General features: G+C 69.1%; 16 protein-coding genes. 5 read left to right on the top strand and 11 right to left on the bottom strand.

Translation table 11 applies throughout. The features are described 5' to 3' along the window. Positions 1–70: 70 nt before the first annotated feature. Together AC1DY7_RS19550 and AC1DY7_RS19545 are read right to left on the bottom strand one after the other, a co-directional pair. Positions 71–1,282 (bottom strand): alpha/beta hydrolase, encoded by a 1,212-nt coding sequence (locus AC1DY7_RS19550; RefSeq protein ID WP_477495360.1) that lies wholly within the window; start codon positions 1,280–1,282, stop codon positions 71–73. A 39-nt stretch (positions 1,283–1,321) separates the two neighbouring features. Then, positions 1,322–1,687, bottom strand: a complete 366-nt coding sequence (locus AC1DY7_RS19545; RefSeq protein ID WP_477495359.1) for a hypothetical protein — start codon at positions 1,685–1,687, stop codon at positions 1,322–1,324. Positions 1,688–1,824: 137 nt separating this feature from the next. Between AC1DY7_RS19545 and AC1DY7_RS19540 the strand changes: the two genes are divergently transcribed. Beyond that, positions 1,825–2,163: an RNA polymerase-binding protein RbpA gene (locus AC1DY7_RS19540; RefSeq protein WP_477495358.1), complete on the top strand. Its 339-nt coding sequence runs from the start codon at positions 1,825–1,827 to the stop codon at positions 2,161–2,163. 50 nt (positions 2,164–2,213) lie between these two features. On the opposite strand, the gene AC1DY7_RS19535 is transcribed toward AC1DY7_RS19540, so the two are convergent. The 8 genes from AC1DY7_RS19535 to cobN are packed head-to-tail and all read right to left on the bottom strand — an operon-like array spanning position 2,214 to position 12,215. Continuing rightward, positions 2,214–3,002 carry a polyprenol monophosphomannose synthase gene (locus AC1DY7_RS19535; RefSeq protein ID WP_477495357.1) on the bottom strand — a complete coding sequence of 263 codons (789 nt, stop codon included), beginning with the start codon at positions 3,000–3,002 and terminating at the stop codon, positions 2,214–2,216. Further along, positions 2,999–4,810 carry an apolipoprotein N-acyltransferase gene (gene lnt / locus AC1DY7_RS19530; RefSeq protein ID WP_477495356.1) on the bottom strand — a complete coding sequence of 604 codons (1,812 nt, stop codon included), beginning with the start codon at positions 4,808–4,810 and terminating at the stop codon, positions 2,999–3,001. Before lnt ends, AC1DY7_RS19535 begins: the two co-directional genes overlap by 4 nt. Beyond that, entirely contained in the window at positions 4,803–6,395 is a 1,593-nt protein-coding gene (locus AC1DY7_RS19525) for an amidohydrolase (RefSeq protein ID WP_477495355.1), read from the bottom strand. The genes lnt and AC1DY7_RS19525 overlap by 8 nt, the downstream gene beginning before the upstream one ends. Positions 6,396–6,418: 23 nt before the next feature. Next, on the bottom strand, positions 6,419–6,919 hold the full coding sequence (locus tag AC1DY7_RS19520; RefSeq protein WP_477495354.1) for an FxsA family protein: 501 nt from the start codon (positions 6,917–6,919) through the stop codon (positions 6,419–6,421). Positions 6,920–6,952: 33 nt separating this feature from the next. Then, on the bottom strand, positions 6,953–7,354 hold the full coding sequence (locus AC1DY7_RS19515) for a PPOX class F420-dependent oxidoreductase (RefSeq protein WP_477495353.1): 402 nt from the start codon (positions 7,352–7,354) through the stop codon (positions 6,953–6,955). A 3-nt stretch (positions 7,355–7,357) separates the two neighbouring features. Beyond that, positions 7,358–8,239, bottom strand: coding sequence for a formyltetrahydrofolate deformylase (gene purU, locus AC1DY7_RS19510; RefSeq protein WP_477495352.1), 882 nt, complete (start codon positions 8,237–8,239; stop codon positions 7,358–7,360). Then, positions 8,226–8,609 (bottom strand): PPOX class F420-dependent oxidoreductase, encoded by a 384-nt coding sequence (locus AC1DY7_RS19505; RefSeq protein ID WP_477495351.1) that lies wholly within the window; start codon positions 8,607–8,609, stop codon positions 8,226–8,228. Before AC1DY7_RS19505 ends, purU begins: the two co-directional genes overlap by 14 nt. Positions 8,610–8,639: 30 nt before the next feature. Continuing rightward, on the bottom strand, positions 8,640–12,215 hold the full coding sequence (gene cobN / locus AC1DY7_RS19500) for a cobaltochelatase subunit CobN (protein WP_477495350.1): 3,576 nt from the start codon (positions 12,213–12,215) through the stop codon (positions 8,640–8,642). A gap of 364 nt (positions 12,216–12,579) precedes the next feature. Between cobN and AC1DY7_RS19495 the strand changes: the two genes are divergently transcribed. Beyond that, positions 12,580–13,509: a TauD/TfdA dioxygenase family protein gene (locus tag AC1DY7_RS19495; RefSeq protein ID WP_477495349.1), complete on the top strand. Its 930-nt coding sequence runs from the start codon at positions 12,580–12,582 to the stop codon at positions 13,507–13,509. Position 13,510: 1 nt separating this feature from the next. On the opposite strand, the gene AC1DY7_RS19490 is transcribed toward AC1DY7_RS19495, so the two are convergent. Further along, positions 13,511–13,684 (bottom strand): hypothetical protein, encoded by a 174-nt coding sequence (locus AC1DY7_RS19490; protein ID WP_477495348.1) that lies wholly within the window; start codon positions 13,682–13,684, stop codon positions 13,511–13,513. A 141-nt stretch (positions 13,685–13,825) separates the two neighbouring features. Between AC1DY7_RS19490 and cobG the strand changes: the two genes are divergently transcribed. The 3 genes from cobG to AC1DY7_RS19475 are packed head-to-tail and all read left to right on the top strand — an operon-like array spanning position 13,826 to position 17,022. Continuing rightward, positions 13,826–14,932, top strand: coding sequence for a precorrin-3B synthase (cobG, locus tag AC1DY7_RS19485; protein ID WP_477495347.1), 1,107 nt, complete (start codon positions 13,826–13,828; stop codon positions 14,930–14,932). A gap of 9 nt (positions 14,933–14,941) precedes the next feature. Then, the gene (locus AC1DY7_RS19480) at positions 14,942–15,568 is read left to right on the top strand and encodes a precorrin-8X methylmutase (RefSeq protein WP_477495346.1); all 627 of its coding nucleotides are present in this window, start codon (positions 14,942–14,944) and stop codon (positions 15,566–15,568) included. Continuing rightward, on the top strand, positions 15,565–17,022 hold the full coding sequence (locus tag AC1DY7_RS19475; RefSeq protein ID WP_477495345.1) for a precorrin-2 C(20)-methyltransferase: 1,458 nt from the start codon (positions 15,565–15,567) through the stop codon (positions 17,020–17,022). Before AC1DY7_RS19480 ends, AC1DY7_RS19475 begins: the two co-directional genes overlap by 4 nt. Positions 17,023–17,035 lie beyond the last annotated feature (13 nt).

Genomic DNA, 17,035 nt, shown 5'->3' with positions numbered 1-17,035 from the left:
CCAGCATGGTCGCCGCCGCCCGGTGGCACATGAAGATTGTGTGGAGATTGCGTGGAGAACGCGATCCGGTTCAGGGAGCCAGGAAGTCGGCCAGCTCGGTCAGGAAGACCTGCCACGCGGGTTCGGTCTCGGTCAGCAGGTGGTTGTTGCTCTGCAACGCCACCAGCCGCGAATCCGGGATCAAGGCGGCCAGTTCCTCCCCGTAGCGCATGGGCACCCGGCGGTCATCCGCGGAATGCATGATCAGCGTCGGGCAGGACACCTCACGGGCGAGGTCGCGCACATCGATGCGGCCGAACTCGTCGAGGAAGCGCACGGCGTTCTCCGGCGAGGTGGTTCGGCGCTGGAGATGGTCGAAGGCCTCCCAGTCGGCGCGGGTGCCGTCGGGCTGGAACTGCGCGGCGAAGACCTGCCGGAACGCCGGGTCGTCGCGGCCCCACCCCACCCGGGCGAGGTCCAGATCCAGTGCGGCGGCTCTTCTTTCGTCGTCGTTCATCGCCCGCACGGCGCGGCCCCGGGCGTAGGCGCCGCACAGGATGAGATGGGAGACCCGGTCCGGGTGGCGCGCGGCGTATTCCACCGCGACCGCGCCACCCTGGGATACCCCGAGTAGCGGGAATCGTTCCAGCCCAAGCGCTTCCACCACGGTCTCCAGATCGGCGACCCAGTCGTCGAAGGTGAAGTCGATGGCTTCCCAGTCCGACAGTCCGCATCCGCGCTCGTCGTACCGGATGAACGTGCGACCGGCGGCCAGGTCGCGCACCCAGTGCCGCCAGACCGGGCTCTCGATGTCATAGCCGAGGTGGGTCATCCAGTTGGCCGCGCGCACCAGCGGCGGTCCCTCGCCCGCCACCGCGTAGGCCAGCCGGACGCCGTCGGTGGCGCGGCAGAATGCGATGTGCTGCCGCGGTGGCGGCGCGCTGACCGGGGCGACCGGCGCCAGCGGGATGTCCAGGGTGCCGACGAACTGATAGCCGCGGCCGCGGACGGTGCGGATGTAGCGCTGCGACTCGCCGTCGTCGCCCAGCGCGCGCCGGACCGCTTTGATCCTGCTGGTCAGGGCCGCTTCGCCGACGAATCGCCCGCCCCACACCTTGTCGAACAGTTCTTCTTTGGTGACGAACCGGTCGTGGTTGCTGACCAACTGGGTCATCACATCGAAGACCTGCGGCTCGACCCGTACCACCTCGCCGTCGCGGCGCAGTTCGTAACGCTGGGTGTCCAGGACGAACTCGTCGAATCGCCACACACCGGCTGGAGCGTCAGGTGCGGGGGTGGACACCGCGTCATCCTAGCTGTGAGAAGCCTTCGGGGAACGCCGTCAGCGCCAGCCGTCGGCGGCCTTGGCGGCCTGGATCAGCACGTCGCAGAGGTCGCGCAATTCAGCACCGTCCGCTCCCTCGTTCAAGGCGGTCGCGATGTCCTCGGCTGCGCACCGCACCTGGTAGACCCGGTCGGATAGGTCGGCCGCCTCGTCGGCGGTCAGCACCACCGCATCCGGTGCCACCGACGTGCCCTTCACCTGGGCCCGCTGCTCATAGGCCCGCTGACGGCAGGATTGGCGGCAGTACTGCCTGCGGCGCCCCATGCCGGCGTCGGCGACCTCACGGCCGCACCAGCGGCACGGTTGCGGACGCGCGCGGCGTCGCGGCTGGGCGGGCGCCGGGGACGGGATGGCGGAGGTCACGAAACCAGACTGTAGACCTGCGACCCGGGTGTTCCCGGTAACTGCCGGTATCCTAGATGGCTGAGTCAGGAACTTCGCCGACGTCATCTGCGTTGAAGATCCGGACGAAATTCAGCCGGTAATGAGGAGTGCTAACGATGGCCGATCGTGTCCTGAGAGGAAGTCGCCTCGGAGCTGTGAGCTACGAGACCGACCGCAACCATGACCTGGCGCCGCGTCAAGTGGCGCGATACCGCACCGACAATGGCGAGATCTTCGATGTGCCGTTCGCCGACGACGCCGAGATCCCCGGCACCTGGCCCTGCAAAAACGGTATGGACGGCACCCTGATCGACGGGGACGTGCCCGAGCCCAAGAAGGTCAAGCCGCCCCGCACCCACTGGGACATGCTTTTGGAGCGGCGTTCCGTCGAGGAACTCGACGAGCTGCTCAAGGAGCGCCTGGAGATCATCAAGACCCGCCGTCGCGGATCCTGACCGTGGGCACGGCGTGCGCATCCCCAGGGTGTGCACGCCATGCCGGATGGTCAGCCGGTGATGCCGCGGGCCCGGTCCAGCCGGCCCCGAATTCCCCATTCGGCGACCTTGGTCATCGCCTCGCGGATATTTGATCCGCTCATCTTCGAGACGCCGAGTTCGCGTTCGGTGAATGTGATCGGCACCTCCACGACCGTGAAACCGGCGTTGATGGCACGCCAGGTCAGGTCGATCTGGAAGCAGTAACCCTTCGAGTCGACCGCCGCGAGGTCGATCTTCTCCAGCACCTCACGCCGATAGGCGCGGTACCCGGCGGTGATGTCGTTGATGGCCACGCCCAGCAGCACCCGCGAATAGGTGTTGGCGGTCCGCGACAGCGCGAGCCGGCGCCACGGCCAGTTGCGCACGGTGCCACCCGGGACATAGCGGGAGCCGATCACCAGATCCGCGCCGCCGTCGACCGCTTCGAGCAGCCGGCCCAGCTCTTCCGGGGCGTGGCTGCCGTCGGCGTCCATCTCCACCAGGACGGTGTATTCGCGGCCCAGGCCCCAGGCGAACCCGGCGAGGTACGCCGCCCCCAGGCCGTCCTTGCTGATCCGGTGCATGACGTGCACCCGGTCGGGATCGGCCAGAGCCAGTTCGTCGGCCAGCTGGCCGGTGCCGTCGGGGCTTCCGTCGTCGACGATCAACACATGGACGTCGGGCCGGGCGGCGTGGACGCGGCCCACGATCAGCGGGAGGTTCTCCCGCTCGTTGTAGGTCGGAATGATCACCAGAGTGCGCCGGCTCGGCGACGCCGGGTTGCCCGGTCGCTCCGCTCCTGTCCCAGGAGTGGTCATCTGCTTTCCGTGTCCTCACTGCCCGTGGCGGGCTTGTCGATCATGCCCGGGTCGGGCTGCGCATCTTTTTCGCTGGACGTTGCCGTCCGGCGTTTACGCACGAACTTCCCATTGTGCAGCATCGCCGCGACCACAGCCGCAAACCCGAGGACGATGAGGGCGATCTGGATGGCCGGGGCCCATTGCGTCGCGAACGTCAGGTTGGATTTGAGCCGCACCGCAGCGTCGAGATAGGCGGGCTCGAAGAATTCGGTGCTGGCTATCGCATGGCCGTCCGGGGCGACGATCGCACTGATGCCCACGGTGCCGGCCACCACCACGTAGCGGTCGTGTTCGACGGCACGCAGCCGCGCGAACGCCAACTGCTGGGCGCTCATCGCCTTGTTGAAGGTGGCGTTGTTGGCCGGCACGGCGAGCAGCTGGGCGCCGCTGAGCACGGATTCGCGGGCGGCGCGGTCGAAGATGACCTCCCAGCAGGTGGTGATCCCGACCGGGATCCCGGCGGCCGTCACCACCCCGTTGCCGTCACCCGGCACGAAGTAACCGGCACGGTCGGCGTATGACGAGATGTGCCGAAAGACGTTGCGCCACGGCAGGTATTCGCCGAAGGGCTGCACGATCTTCTTGTCGTGCCGCTCCCCCGGCCCGGTGAGCCCATCCCAGACCAGCACGGTGTTGGTGGCGACGGGGGTCTCGGGGGTGAAGCCGGGGGCACGCAGCACGGTGCCGACCAGGATCGGCGCATGGATGGCGCGGGCCGCTTCGGAGATCTCGGCACCGGCATCGGCATTGAGCACCGGATCGATGTCCGACGAATTCTCCGGCCAGATCACCACCATGGGCTGCGGTGCGCGACCGGCCTGCACGTCCTCGGCGAGCCGCAGGGTCTGGTTCACGTGGTTGTCCAGCACCGCTCGCCGCTGGGCGTTGAAGTCGAGGCCGAGGCGCGGCACGTTGCCCTGGATCGCCGCGACGGTCACCGTCGGGTGTTCACCCGACCCGGCTCCGGATTTGTGTACCGCGGGCCACACCAGCGCGGTGCCCAGAAGTACGACACAGATGCAGACACCGGGCAGTACCACCTCGGGGCGGGCGGCGTCGGTCGTCGCGGCGACATGATCGGGGTGGCTGCGGCGCCACCACAGCACGATCTCCAGGGCGATCGCGGTGAGGCTGAACCCGACCAGCGCCACGGCGACCGAGACCAGCGGTGCGCCGCCGATCTGCGCCAGTGGCAACAGCGGGCTGCCGGCCTGGCTGAAGCCGACCACGCCCCACGGGAAGCCGCCGAACGGCACCTCCGATTTGAGCCATTCCTGGACCGCCCACTGCGCGGCGAACCACACCGGCCAGCCCGGCAGGGTCCGCACCAGCACCGCCAACAGTCCGAACAGCGCCGGGAAGAGGGCCTGCAGCAGGGCCAGCGCCAGCCAGGGCAGCGTGCCGACCAGGTTGCCGATCCACGGCAGCAACGGGATGTAGAACGCGAGCCCGAACACCAGTCCGTAGCCGAATCCGCCGGCCCGGGTGGTCTGCGTTCGGGTCAGTACCCAGCCCAGTAGGGCCAGCGACACGAACGCGCAGTACCACCAACCCCAGGGCGGGAAGCTCGCGCACATCAGCAGGCCGGCGACCACCGACACCACAAACCGTGGCCAGCGTGGCGCCGCGATCCGGCGCAGGCGGCTTCCGAACCGGGCCAGCCGGCCGGGGCCTGCCGGTGGCGCCTCGGATTCCGGCGTGGGCTCCGGTTCGGCCTGGGTGACGGATTCGGCGTCGGGTTCGGTGACGGGCTCGATGTCAGCCATGCAGGACCACGCCCCTGTGCACGGTCTGCAGGCAGCGCGGCGATTGGGCGGGCGTCACCCGCGGTAGCGCGGGGACCCGGGACCGCGGATCGGTGGACCAGCGCGCCACCACCTCGGCGGCCGGCGTACCGACCTCCAGATCGCCGGCGTCCCAGATCGCGTAGGAGGCGGGCGCGCCAGGGACGAGCGTGCCCGCGACGCCGTCACGCACGCCGGAGGCCCGCCACGCACCGCGCGTTGCCGCCGAGAACGCCGCGCGGGCCGAGACGCCGCTGCCCGGGGTGCGGTGTTCGGAGGCGGCGCGCACTGATTGCCACGGGTCAAGTCCGGTGACCGGGCTGTCGGAGCCGAAGGCGAGTGGCACGCCTTGGGATGCTAACAGCGCGAACGGGTTGAGTTTGCCGGCTCGGTCAACCCCGAGGCGCTGGGCGTACATACCGTCCGGGCCGCCCCACAGGTCGTCGAAGTTGGGCTGCATGCTCGCGATGACGCCCCATGAGCCCAGGCGCGCGGCCTGGTCCGGATCGACCATCTCCAGGTGCTCCAGCCGGTGTCCGCAGCGGGCGACGGCCGGCCCCCCGAAGCGGTCGGCAACGACCTGTAAGGCGTCGGTGACGGTGGCGACGGCCGCGTCGCCGATCACGTGGAAACCGGCCGTGATGCCGGCCTCGGTGCAGGCCAGCAGGTGCGCCGTGACGGCATCGGCGTCCAGGTAGCTGTTGCCGCAGGTGTGCGGGGCGTCCGCGTAGGCCTCCCGCAGCCAGGCGGTCCGCGAGCCGAGGGCGCCGTCGACGAAGAGGTCGCCGGCCAGCCCACGTGCGCCGGTGCGCTCGATGAGGCCGCGGGCCTGCTCGGCGGTCTGCACGGTTTCACCCCAGTAGCCGATGACCTCGACGCCGTGATCCAGGGCGCGCAGCGCCTGCCAGTCCTCGAGCCCGCCGATGTCGGGGCCTGCGCATTCGTGCACCGCGGCGATGCCGAGGGCCGCCGCGGCGGCCAGTGCCGCACGCTGCGCGCGGTCGCGCTGGGCCGACGTCAGCAGGTCACGCGCGGCGGCCCGCACGGCGTGGTGGGCGGCGCCGGTCAACGGTCGCTGCGGATCGAACCCGGACGCGTCGGTCAGGTCGACGACCGCGGCCCGCAGGCCGGTCGAGGCGGCGGCGGAGTGCACGTCGACCCGGCTCAGGTAGGCGGGCCGCCCGCCGAGGGCCGCATCGAGTTCGGCCGTGGTCGGGGGGTGGGCCTCGGGCCAGTCGGTTTCGTCCCAGCCGTGCCCCCACACGATGCCGTCGGGATGACCGGCGGCGTACTCGGCAACCAGGCGCACACAGTGCTCACGGGACCGCGCGCCCCGCAGGTCCAGGCCGGTCAGGGCCAGCCCGGTCGCGGTGACGTGCACGTGGCTGTCCACGAATGCCGGGGAGACGAAGGCACCGTCCAGATCGATCGCGTCGGCGCCCGGGAACTCGTGGCGGGCGGTGTCGTCGGCACCCAGCCACACGACGAGCCCGTCACGCACGGCCATGGCGGTCGCGTCGGGGGCGGCCGGGCTGTGCACGCGCCCGTTGAACAGAAGTGTGGTCACGAAGCGGACAGAGTAGTCGGCGCTCAGGGGTGCCGGTGCTCCAACGGGGCCGGGGTGATCACCTCGTCGACCACATCGATCACCTCGCCGTCCACGTACTCGCCGTGGCCGGCGTTGCGGGGCTGCTGTCCGCCGGGGCTGAAGACCATCACCGGCACGGACCGGCTCAGCTGACGGTTCACCAGTCCGGCGACCAACGGCCGGCCCACGACGCGGGTGGGCGGCAACAGCAGCAGCGCGCCCACGACGGAACTGGCCAGACCGGGGATGACCACCATCACGGTGCCCAGCGCGACGAGCAGGCTGTCGGACGCCAGGGTCTGGTGGTCGGCGCCGGTGCGGCCGCGCAGCACGTTCTGTAGGCGGGCGAGTTGTCGGGTGAGTTGCGTGCCGGCGAGTGCCAGCCCCAGTCCGAACGTCACCAGCAGTGCCAGCACCGTCCACCCGAAACCGATGGTCGACACCAGGCCCACGACCACCGCCAGTTCGACGAGGACGTACACGAGGAACAGTCGCATTGCCATGTCAGCTCAACGCGCGAAGCGCCGCCTGGGTTCCTAGTTCCCTGGGACGGCTTCGACCTCGATCGCGGCGTGCACCTTGTCGACGCCGCCGCGCACGATCGCCTGCGGGATCCACCACCACGCGTGCCACCAGTAACGCCGGGTGACGATGTCGAACACCCGCCGGGTCTCGGACTTCGGCAGATTGCGGGCGACGGCCTCGACGGGTTCGCCCTTGACCTTGCCCAGCACACCGCATTTCTGGATGGTGACCCGAGGCGTGTTGTTGATCCGCTTGGTCTTCCAGGAGCCGTCGTCGGTGCTGATCAGCAGCTTGCCCTCGTGGGGCACGCCCCACACCGGGGTGGGCTTGGGCCGCCCGTCTTTGGTGAAGGTGGTCAGCAGCAAATACTTCTCGCGGTAGACGTCTTCGAAGGTCGGCGGGTTCGGAGCCATGTTTCAGAAGATAACCGTCTCGTTGTCGTGGCGCAGGATGCGGTCCTGGCAATGCCACAGCACCGCGCGGGACAGCACGGCCCGCTCGACGTCGGCGCCGAGGCGGACCAGATCCTCGACGGTGTGGGTGTGATCGACGCGCACCACGTCCTGCTCGATGATCGGGCCCTCGTCGAGGTCGGCGGTGACGTAGTGCGCCGTGGCGCCGATCAGCTTCACCCCTCGTTCGCGGGCCCGGCGGTAGGTGTTGGCACCGATGAACGCGGGCAGGAACGAGTGGTGGATGTTGATCAGCGGGCAGCCGATCGCACCGAGGAATTCCGGGGTGACGATCTGCATGTAGCGCGCGAGCACCACCAGATCGACGTTGCCCGTGAGCAGTTCCAGTTGCCGCTGCTCGGCTTCGGCCCGCGTGTCGCGGGTGGCCGGGATGTAGACGAACGGCACGTTGAACGCCCGGACCTGCTCGGCCAGTTCGGGATGGTTGGCGATCACCATGACCACGGTCATGTCGAGTTCACCGCGCCGGTTACGCCACAGCAGGTCGAGCAGGCAATGATCCGCGGTCGAGGCGAAGATGGCGACGCGTTTGGGCTTGGCCGCCTCGGTGAACCGGTACTCGATGTCGAATTCGGCGGCCAGCGTCGCGAACTCGCGTTCCAGCTCTGGGCCCGCCGCGGTGAGTCCGGGCAGGTGAAAGACGGTGCGCTGCAAGAACGTTCCGCCTTCTGGCTCGGTGGAATGTTGATCCAGCGAGATGATGTTGGCACCTGCGCGGCTCAGGAAGGTCGAGACCGCGGCGACGATGCCCGAGCGGTCCGGGCAGGTCAGCAGCAACCGGCCGATATCGGGGTGGCGCGCTACCCCGGAGCTAGCCGGCCGCACGGAGTTCGAGGCCGACGTTGTTCTTCATGCCGCCCCGCAGCTTGGAGAACAGGTTGAAGGTCTTGCCCATCAGCCCGTATCGCGAACCGATGGCGTCATAGACGGCCCCCACCTGTCCCTGGTCCAGGATCGCGGCGGTGGCTTCGACCGCTTCGCTCTTGACGTTGCCGCGCATGTCGCAGACCGCCACGGTGACCCGCGGGGTGTTGCGGATCCGCTTGACCTTCCACGACGTCCCCTGGGTGATCACCAGCAGCCGGTCGCCGTCCGGCGCGGCCCAGATGGCGGTGGGTTTGGGCCGGCCGTCCTTGGTGAAGGTGGTCAGCAGGATGTAGTCGGCCTTGGCGACTTCGGCGAACGTGAGAGCCATGGAGGTGAATCTAGTGGGTGGCCGAAAAATCTAGCCCTCGAGATCGCCTTCGGTTTCCAGCAGCACCCGGCGCAACCCCTCGAGGGTGTCGGCCTCGGGTTGCGCCCACATCCCCCGGCCGGCCGCCTCGAGCAGTCGCTCGGCCATGCCGTGCAGCGCCCACGGATTGGATTCGGTCATGAACTTGCGGTTCTCCGGATCCAGCACGTACGACGCCGACAGCTGCTCATACATCCAGTCCGACATGACGTGCGCGGTCGCGTCATAGCCGAACAGGTAATCGACGGTGGCCGCCATCTCGAAGGCGCCCTTGTAGCCGTGCCTGCGCATCGCGTTGATCCACCGTGGGTTGACCACCCGGGCGCGGAACACCCGGGTGGTCTCCTCGGACAGCGTGCGCGTGCGCACCGCGTCGGGCCGGGTGTTGTCGCCGATGTAGGCCGCCGGGTCCGCACCCGTGAGTGCCCGCACGGTGGCGATCATGCCGCCGTGATATTGGAAATAGTCGTCGGAGTCCGCGATGTCGTGCTCGCGGGTGTCGGTGTTCTTCGCGGCGACCGCGATCCGGCGGTAGGCCTTGTTCATGTCCTCGGCCGCGGGTGCGCCGTCCAGATCGCGGCCGTAGGCGAATCCACCCCAGGCCGTGTAGACCTGTGCCAGGTCGTTGTCGTCGCGCCAGTTGCGGCTGTCGATCAGTTGCAGCAGACCGGCTCCGTACGTCCCCGGCTTCGAGCCGAAAATTCTTGTGGTGGAACGGCGTTCATCGCGATGATCGGCGAGGTCGGCTTGGCTGTGGGCCCGCACGAAGTTGTCCTCGGGGGTCTCGTCGAGGGCCGCGACCAGCCGCACCGCGTCGTCGAGCATGGTGACGACATGCGGGAAGGCGTCCCGGAAGAATCCGGAGATGCGGACGGTGACGTCAATACGGGGGCGGCCCAGCTCGGCCAGCGAGATCGGCTCCAGGTTCACCACCCGCCGTGACGCGTCGTCCCACACCGGCCGGACACCCAGCAGGGCAAGCACTTCGGCGATGTCGTCGCCGGAGGTGCGCATCGCCGACGTGCCCCACACCGACAGCCCCACCGAGGCCGGCCAGCGTCCGTAATCGGACTGGTAGCGCTCCAGCAGCGAATCTGCCATCGCCACACCGGTTTCCCACGCCAGGCGGGACGGCACGGCCTTCGGGTCCACCGAGTAGAAATTGCGGCCCGTGGGCAGCACGTTGACCAGCCCGCGCAGCGGTGAGCCCGACGGGCCTGCCGGGATGTAGTGCCCGTCCAGAGCGCGCAACACCGCGTCGATCTCGCCGTCGGTGCCCCGTAGCCGGGGCACCACCTCGTCCGCGGCGAAGGTCAGGATCTGGGCGATTACCGGGTCGTCGGTCAGTGCGTCGACCGCAGCACTGTCCCAGTCGCTGCGCTGCAGCGCGGCGACGAGTTCCCTGGCCTGCTCCTCGGCGGCGTCCACGCTGGCCTTGTCTGCGGTGCCGTCCTCGGTCAGGCCGAGCGCCTCGCGCAGGCCCGGCACGGTCTGCTCGCCCCCGAAGAGCTGGCGGGCGCGCAGGATCGCCAGCACCAGATCGAGTTCGGCCTCTCCCGTCGGCGCCTGGCCCAGGATGTGCAGACCGTCGCGGATCTGGACGTCCTTGATCTCACACAGCCAACCGTCGACATGCAGCAACATATCGTCGAAGGAGTCCTCGTCGGGCCGGTCTTCCAGGCCCAGATCGTGATCCATCTTCGCCGCGCGCATCAGCGTCCAGATCTGCTGGCGGATGGCCGGCAGTTTGGCCGGATCCAGCGCCGAGACGTTGGAGTGCTCGTCGAGGAGCTGCTCGAGGCGGGCGATGTCGCCGTAGGTCTCGGCGCGCGCCATCGGCGGGATCAGGTGGTCGACGAGGGTGGCGTGCGCGCGGCGTTTGGCCTGCGTGCCCTCACCCGGGTCGTTGACCAGGAACGGGTAGATCAGCGGCAGGTCGCCCAGAGCGGCATCGGGTCCGCAGCCCGCGCTCAGACCGAGGGTCTTGCCGGGCAGCCATTCCAGGTTGCCGTGCTTGCCCAGGTGGACGACGGCGTCTGCGCCGAACTGGCTGTCCACCCAGCGGTAGGCCGCCAGGTAGTGGTGACTCGGCGGCAGATCCGGATCGTGGTAGATGGCCACCGGGTTCTCCCCGAACCCGCGCGGCGGCTGCACCAGCAGCACGGTGTTGCCGGATTGCATTGCGGCGATGACGATCTCACCGTCCGGATTGTGACTGCGGTCCACGAACAGCTCACCCGGCGGCGGCCCCCAGTGTTTCACGATCGCTGCGGCGAAGTCGTCGGGCAAGGTGGCGAACCAGGCCGCGTAGTCGGCGGCCGAGACGCGGATCGGGTTGGCCTCCAGCGCTTCCGGGGTGAGCCAGTCGGGGTCCTGTCCCCCGCGTTCGATGAGCGCGTGCACCAGCGCGTCGCCGTCGCCGGAGTCGACGCCGGGGACGTCACCGATGTCATAACCCTTCTCCCGCATGGCGCGCAGCAGCGCCACCGCGCTGGCCGGGGTGTCCAGCCCGACAGCGTTGCCGATCCGCGCATGCTTGGTCGGGTAGGCCGAGAACACCAGCGCCACGCGCTTGTCGGCGGGGGCGATGTGGCGCAGCTTCGCGTGCCGGACGGCCAGGCCCGCGACCCGCGCGCAGCGCTCCCGGTCGGCGGCATAGGTGATCAACCCCTCGTCGTCGATCTCCTTGAAGGAGAACGGCACCGTGATGATGCGTCCGTCGAATTCCGGAACCGCGACCTGGGTGGCGACGTCCAGCGGGGACATGCCGTCGTCGTTCTCCGCCCAGCGGGCACGCGAGCTCGTGAGGCACAGCCCCTGCAGGATCGGGATGTCCAGTGCGGCAAGGTGTGCGACGTTCCAGCCGTCGTCGGAACCACCGGCGGACGCAGTGGCCGGGGTGGACCCACCCGCCGCGAGCACCGTGGTGACCAGCGCGTCGGCGGTGCCCAGCAGATTGAGAAGTTCGGGTTCGGCGGTGCGCAGCGAGGCGCAGTACACCGGCAGGGCCCGCGCACCGGCTTCTTCGATGGCATCGCAAAGCGCCTCGACATAGCCGGTGTTTCCGGCCAGGTGCTGGGCGCGGTAATAGAGGACCGCCACCGTGGGTCCCGTCGTGGCGGGGGTCCGCTCCAGCACTCCCCAGGTGGGGACAGTGACCGGCGGCTCGAAGCCGACGCCGGTCATCAGCAGCGTGTCGGACAGGAACGCGTGCAGGCCGCGCAGGTTCTCGGTGCCGCCCTGCGCGAGGTAGATGTGCGCCTGCACCGCCACCCCGGCGGGCACGGTCGAATGGCGCATCAACTCGCCGTCAGGGGTCTGCTCCCCGGACAACACGATGGTGGGGACGCCACTGGAGATGACCGCGTCGATGCCGCGCTGCCAACTGCGATACCCGCCGAGGATGCGCACGATGGCGATGTCCACGCCTTCGAGCAGTGCGGCGATCTCGCTGCCGAGTTCGTCGTCGAGCAGCCGCGATGGGTTGGCCCATCGATAATCCGCGCCGGAGGCGCGGGCGGTGATCAGGTCGGTGTCGGACGTGGACAGCAGCAGTACAGACGGCACCGTCTATTCGTACCGCACCACCTGCGGCGTCCGGTCGGCGCCGTCAGCGCTCGGAGCGGCTCCAGCGGCCGTACCAGGAATCCTGATAGGGCACCGCGAGGGCACCGAATACGAGGGCGACACCGATTCCGATGGCGATGAGTGAAACCATTGGTCACTCCTTTCTTCGTGCTGAAATCTACGTCCCCGAACCGGCGGTACCGGCATTCTGTGCCGGACGAGACAGCCACCGGTACACGTGACCCAGATCACTGTCACCCGTAAGTAGGGGCCACTGAGCTGCCGTTTCGGAAGAACCGCCGACATTCTGATCGGGCCTAGCCAAACCATTTACGTGTCACGCGGTAACTGGCGCAATAGGTATATGAGCCCCCGCAATTCGGTCAGCGTCACGAAACTCGGTGCGAATATCGGCGCACGGATCGACGGTGTACGACTGTCCCCCGATCTGGACCGCGCCACCGTCGAGGCCATCAACGACGCCCTGCTGACGTACAAGGTGATCTTTTTCGGTGACCAGGATCATCTCGACGACGCCGGCCAGCTCGCGTTCGCGGGCCTGCTCGGCACCCCTACCGGCGCGCACCCCACGGTGACCTCGCGGGGGGCGCACATCCTGCCGATCGACTCCCGCTACGACAAGGCCAACAGCTGGCACACCGACGTCACCTTCGTCGATCGCATTCCGAAGGCGTCGCTGCTGCGGGCGGTCGCCCTGCCCGAGTACGGCGGCACGACCGTCTGGGCCAACACCCAGGCCGCCTACGAGCAGCTGCCGACCCCCCTGCGGGCCCTGGTCGACAACCTCTGGGCCGTGCACACCAATCAGTACGACTACGCCTCGGATGCCGCGGCCGAGTTGGACAAGCTGTCCGCCAACACCCGCGAGTACCGCGAAGAGTTCGTCTCCGAGTACTTCGAGACCGAGCATCCGGTGGTGCGGGTGCACCCCGAGACCGGTGAGCGGGTCCTGCTGCTCGGGCACTTCATCAAGCGCTTCGTCGGCTTGGGTACCACCGAGTCGGCGACCTTGTTCAATCTGCTCCAGGCGCGAGTCACCAAGCTGGAGAACACCGTTCGATGGAGCTGGTCGCCGGGTGACCTGGCCGTCTGGGACAACCGGGCCACCCAGCACTACGCGGTGGCCGATTACGACGATCAGTTCCGCTACCTGAGCCGGGTGACGTTGGCCGGCGACATCCCGGTCGATGTGCACGGCCGCTCCAGCAGGGCGGTGGCCGGCGACGCGTCGCGGTACTCGGAGGTGGTCACCCCCGTGCGACTGGCCAGCTGAGCTACAGCCGGCCCATCTCGCGGGACATCGCCGCGTCTTCAATGAACTCGTAGCGCTTGCACTCGTGGTGTTCGTGAGGTTGCAGCGCGGTGTGGAACTTCGCTCCCGCTGCATGCGCGGCATCGCCGAGGCGGTGCAGGTCGGGATGGGGTACGTGGATGGTCAAACTGGTCATGTCGATCACTTCCCGTGTTTCTTCGCCCAGATGGCGGGCATGGTCCAAAGCTAGAAGCGCGGGAGTACCGACGATTGCGTAGATCGGTACTCGTTTCGTGGCCGGATGTTGGTGCCGCTACGCAGGTCGTACGGTAGGGAGATGGCCCGCGACCGCGACGACGACGCGTGCCCCGGCGCGCTCGCCGTGCACCAGGCCGCCGACGGCGCACTGGTCCGGATTCGCCTGGCCGGTGGCGTGCTCACGGCGGCGCAACTGACCGCGCTCGCCCATACCGCGGAGCAGTTCGGTTCGCCCGCAATGGAACTCACCTCGCGCGGCAACATTCAGATCAGGGCCATCACCGACACCGCCGCGGTGGCCGACGCAGTTGCCGCAGCCGGCCTGTTGCCGTCGCCCACCCACGAGCGGGTGCGCAACATCCTCGCCTCTCCGTTGGCCGGCCGCATTGGCGGGAACTTCGATATCCGGCCGCTGGTGCGCGAACTCGACGGGGCACTGTGCGCCGCGCCAGAACTGGCACGGCTGCCCGGTCGGTTCCTGTTCGCCCTCGATGACGGCAGTGGCGATGTGGCCGGGCTGCTGCGGCCCGACGTCGGGGTGCACGCGGTCGGCCCGGACACCTTCGCCGTGATCCTGGCGGGCCGCGACAGCGGCGTGCGGATCAAGGCTGACGCGGTGGTCCCCACCCTGCTCTCCGTCGCGCACCGGTTCGTCGAGATCAGGGGCACCGCATGGCGGGTCTCGGAACTGACCGATGCGTCCGTGCTGCTCGACGGCGCGCACGCGGGCCCGCCCTATCCCGCCGTCTCGCAACCGCCGGTGGGCTGGATCGCCCAGGACGACGGCAAGGTCAGCCTCGGTGCCGTCGTGCCGCTCGGTGTGCTGCAGGCCCGGGTCGCCGAATTCCTGGCCGCCGTCGACGCGCCGCTGCTCATCACCCCCTGGCGCTCGGTGCTCGTCTGCGATCTCGACGACGGCGTCGCCGACACGGCATTGCGGGTGCTGGCCCCACTGGGCCTCGTGTTCGACGAGACGTCGCCCTGGCTGAGCGTGAGTGCCTGCACGGGTAGCCCCGGGTGTGACAAATCTCTCTCCGACGTGCGCGCAGACGCGGAAGCGGCGCTCGACGACGGTCCCGCGGGGGTGCACCGTCATTTCGTTGGCTGCCCACGGGCCTGCGGAACCCCTTCGGGAGCCGAGGTGCTGATCGCCACCGGGCACGGCTACCAGGGCCGTCACCCGTAGGGTGATCCCGTGCTCGACTACGTCCGCGACGCCGCGGAGATCTACCGGCAATCGTTCGCGACCATCCGTGCCGAAGCTGATCTGACCCGCTTCCCCGATGACGTGTCGCGCGTCGTGGTGCGGCTCATCCACACCTGTGGACAGACCGATCTCGGTGAGCACGTCGCGTTCAGCGCCGACGTCGTCGCCCGCGCGCACGCCGCCCTGGCCGCCGGCGCTCCGATCTTGTGCGACTCATCGATGGTGGCCGCCGGCATCACCCGCTCCCGGTTGCCCGCCGACAACGAGGTGGTGTCCCTGGTCGCCGACCCTCGAGCCCCCGAACTGGCGGCCACCTTGGGGAGCACCCGGTCGGCGGCCGCCGTCGATCTGTGGGCCGACCGCCTCGAAGGTGCGGTGCTGGCGATCGGCAATGCGCCGACGGCGCTGTTCCGCCTGCTCGAGCTGATCGACGAGGGTGCGCCGGTACCCGCCGCAGTCCTGGGCGGCCCGGTCGGTTTCGTGGGCTCTGCGCAGTCCAAGGACGAACTGATCGCCCGGCCGCGCGGAATGTCCTATCTGGTGGTGACGGGCCGGCGTGGCGGCAGCGCGATGGCGGCCGCCGCGGTGAATGCGATTGCGAGTGAGCAGGAATGACCAAAGGCACTCTCTACGGTGTCGGGCTGGGCCCGGGCGATCCGGAGCTCGTCACCGTCAAGGCGGCGCGGCTGATCGGTGCGGCCGACGTGGTGGCGTATCACAGCGCCCGGCACGGTCGCAGCATCGCGCGCCGGATCGCGGAGCCGTACCTGCGTGACGGTCAGCTCGAGGAGCACCTGGTGTATCCGGTGACCACCGAGACCACCGAGCACCCCGGCGGCTATGCCGGTGCGATGGAGGACTTCTACGCCGAGGCGGCCGACCGGATCGCTGTTCACCTGGACGCGGGACGCAACGTCGCGCTGCTGGCCGAGGGCGACCCGCTGTTCTACAGCTCGTACATGCACATGCACACCCGGCTGACCCAGCGGTTCGACGCCGTCATCGTGCCGGGGGTGACCTCGGTCAGCGCGGCGTCGGCCGCGACCGGAATTCCGCTGGTCCAGGGTGACGAAGTGCTCACCATTCTGCCGGGCACGTTGCCCGCCGCGGAGCTCACCCGCCGGCTCGCCGACACCGACGCCGCCGTCATCATGAAGCTGGGAAAGTCATATCCCGAAGTGCGGGAAGCGCTTTCAGCTACCCATCGGCTGGACCGAGCGTTCTATGTGGAGCGTGCCAGCACCGATCAGCAGCGCGTGCTGCGCGCGGGCGACGTCGACGAGGCGTCGGTCCCGTATTTCTCGATCGTCATGCTGCCCGGTGAGGCCGCCCAGCCACGACCGGGCGGCAGCGTCGCGGTGGTCGGGCTCGGTCCCGGTGACCTCGACTGGATCACGCCGCAGACGCGCAGGGAGCTGGCCGGCGCCACCGACCTGATCGGTTACTTCCCCTACCTGGATCGAGTCGGCGTGCGTACCGGCCAGACCCGCCATCCCAGCGACAACACCGACGAGCCGGCGCGGGCCCGGTTGGCCTGCGAGCTGGCCCAGCAGGGCCGCGCGGTGGTGGTGGTCTCCTCCGGCGACCCCGGGGTGTTCGCCATGGCGACCGCGGTGCTCGAGGAAGCCAAGGCCTGGCCGGATGTCCCGGTGCGGGTGATTCCGGCGATGACCGCGGCCCAGGCGGTGGCCAGCCGGGTCGGTGCCCCGCTGGGGCATGACTACGCCGTCATCTCGCTGTCGGACCGGCTCAAGCCGTGGGAGATCATCGCCAAACGGATCAGCGCGGCGGCCGCGGCCGATATGGCCATCGCGGTGTACAACCCGGCATCCAAGACCCGCACCTGGCAGGTCGGCGCGATGAAGGAGCTGCTGCTCGCCCATCGCGATCCCGCCACCCCCGTGGTCATCGGCCGCGACGTGGCGGGACCCCGGGAGAACGTCCGCGTCGTGGCGTTGGGCGAGCTGAATCCGGCCGAGGTGGACATGCGGTGCATGTTGATCATCGGCTCGTCGCAGACGCAGTGGCACGGCGATACCGTGTTCACCCCCAGGTCCTACCCGGGCTGACACTTGTCGACGA

This window comes from Mycobacterium sp. P2_H7 (genome assembly GCF_056403275.1).
Note: the sequence above shows the minus strand (reverse complement) of the source record. Positions and strands in the feature narration are given on the sequence as shown.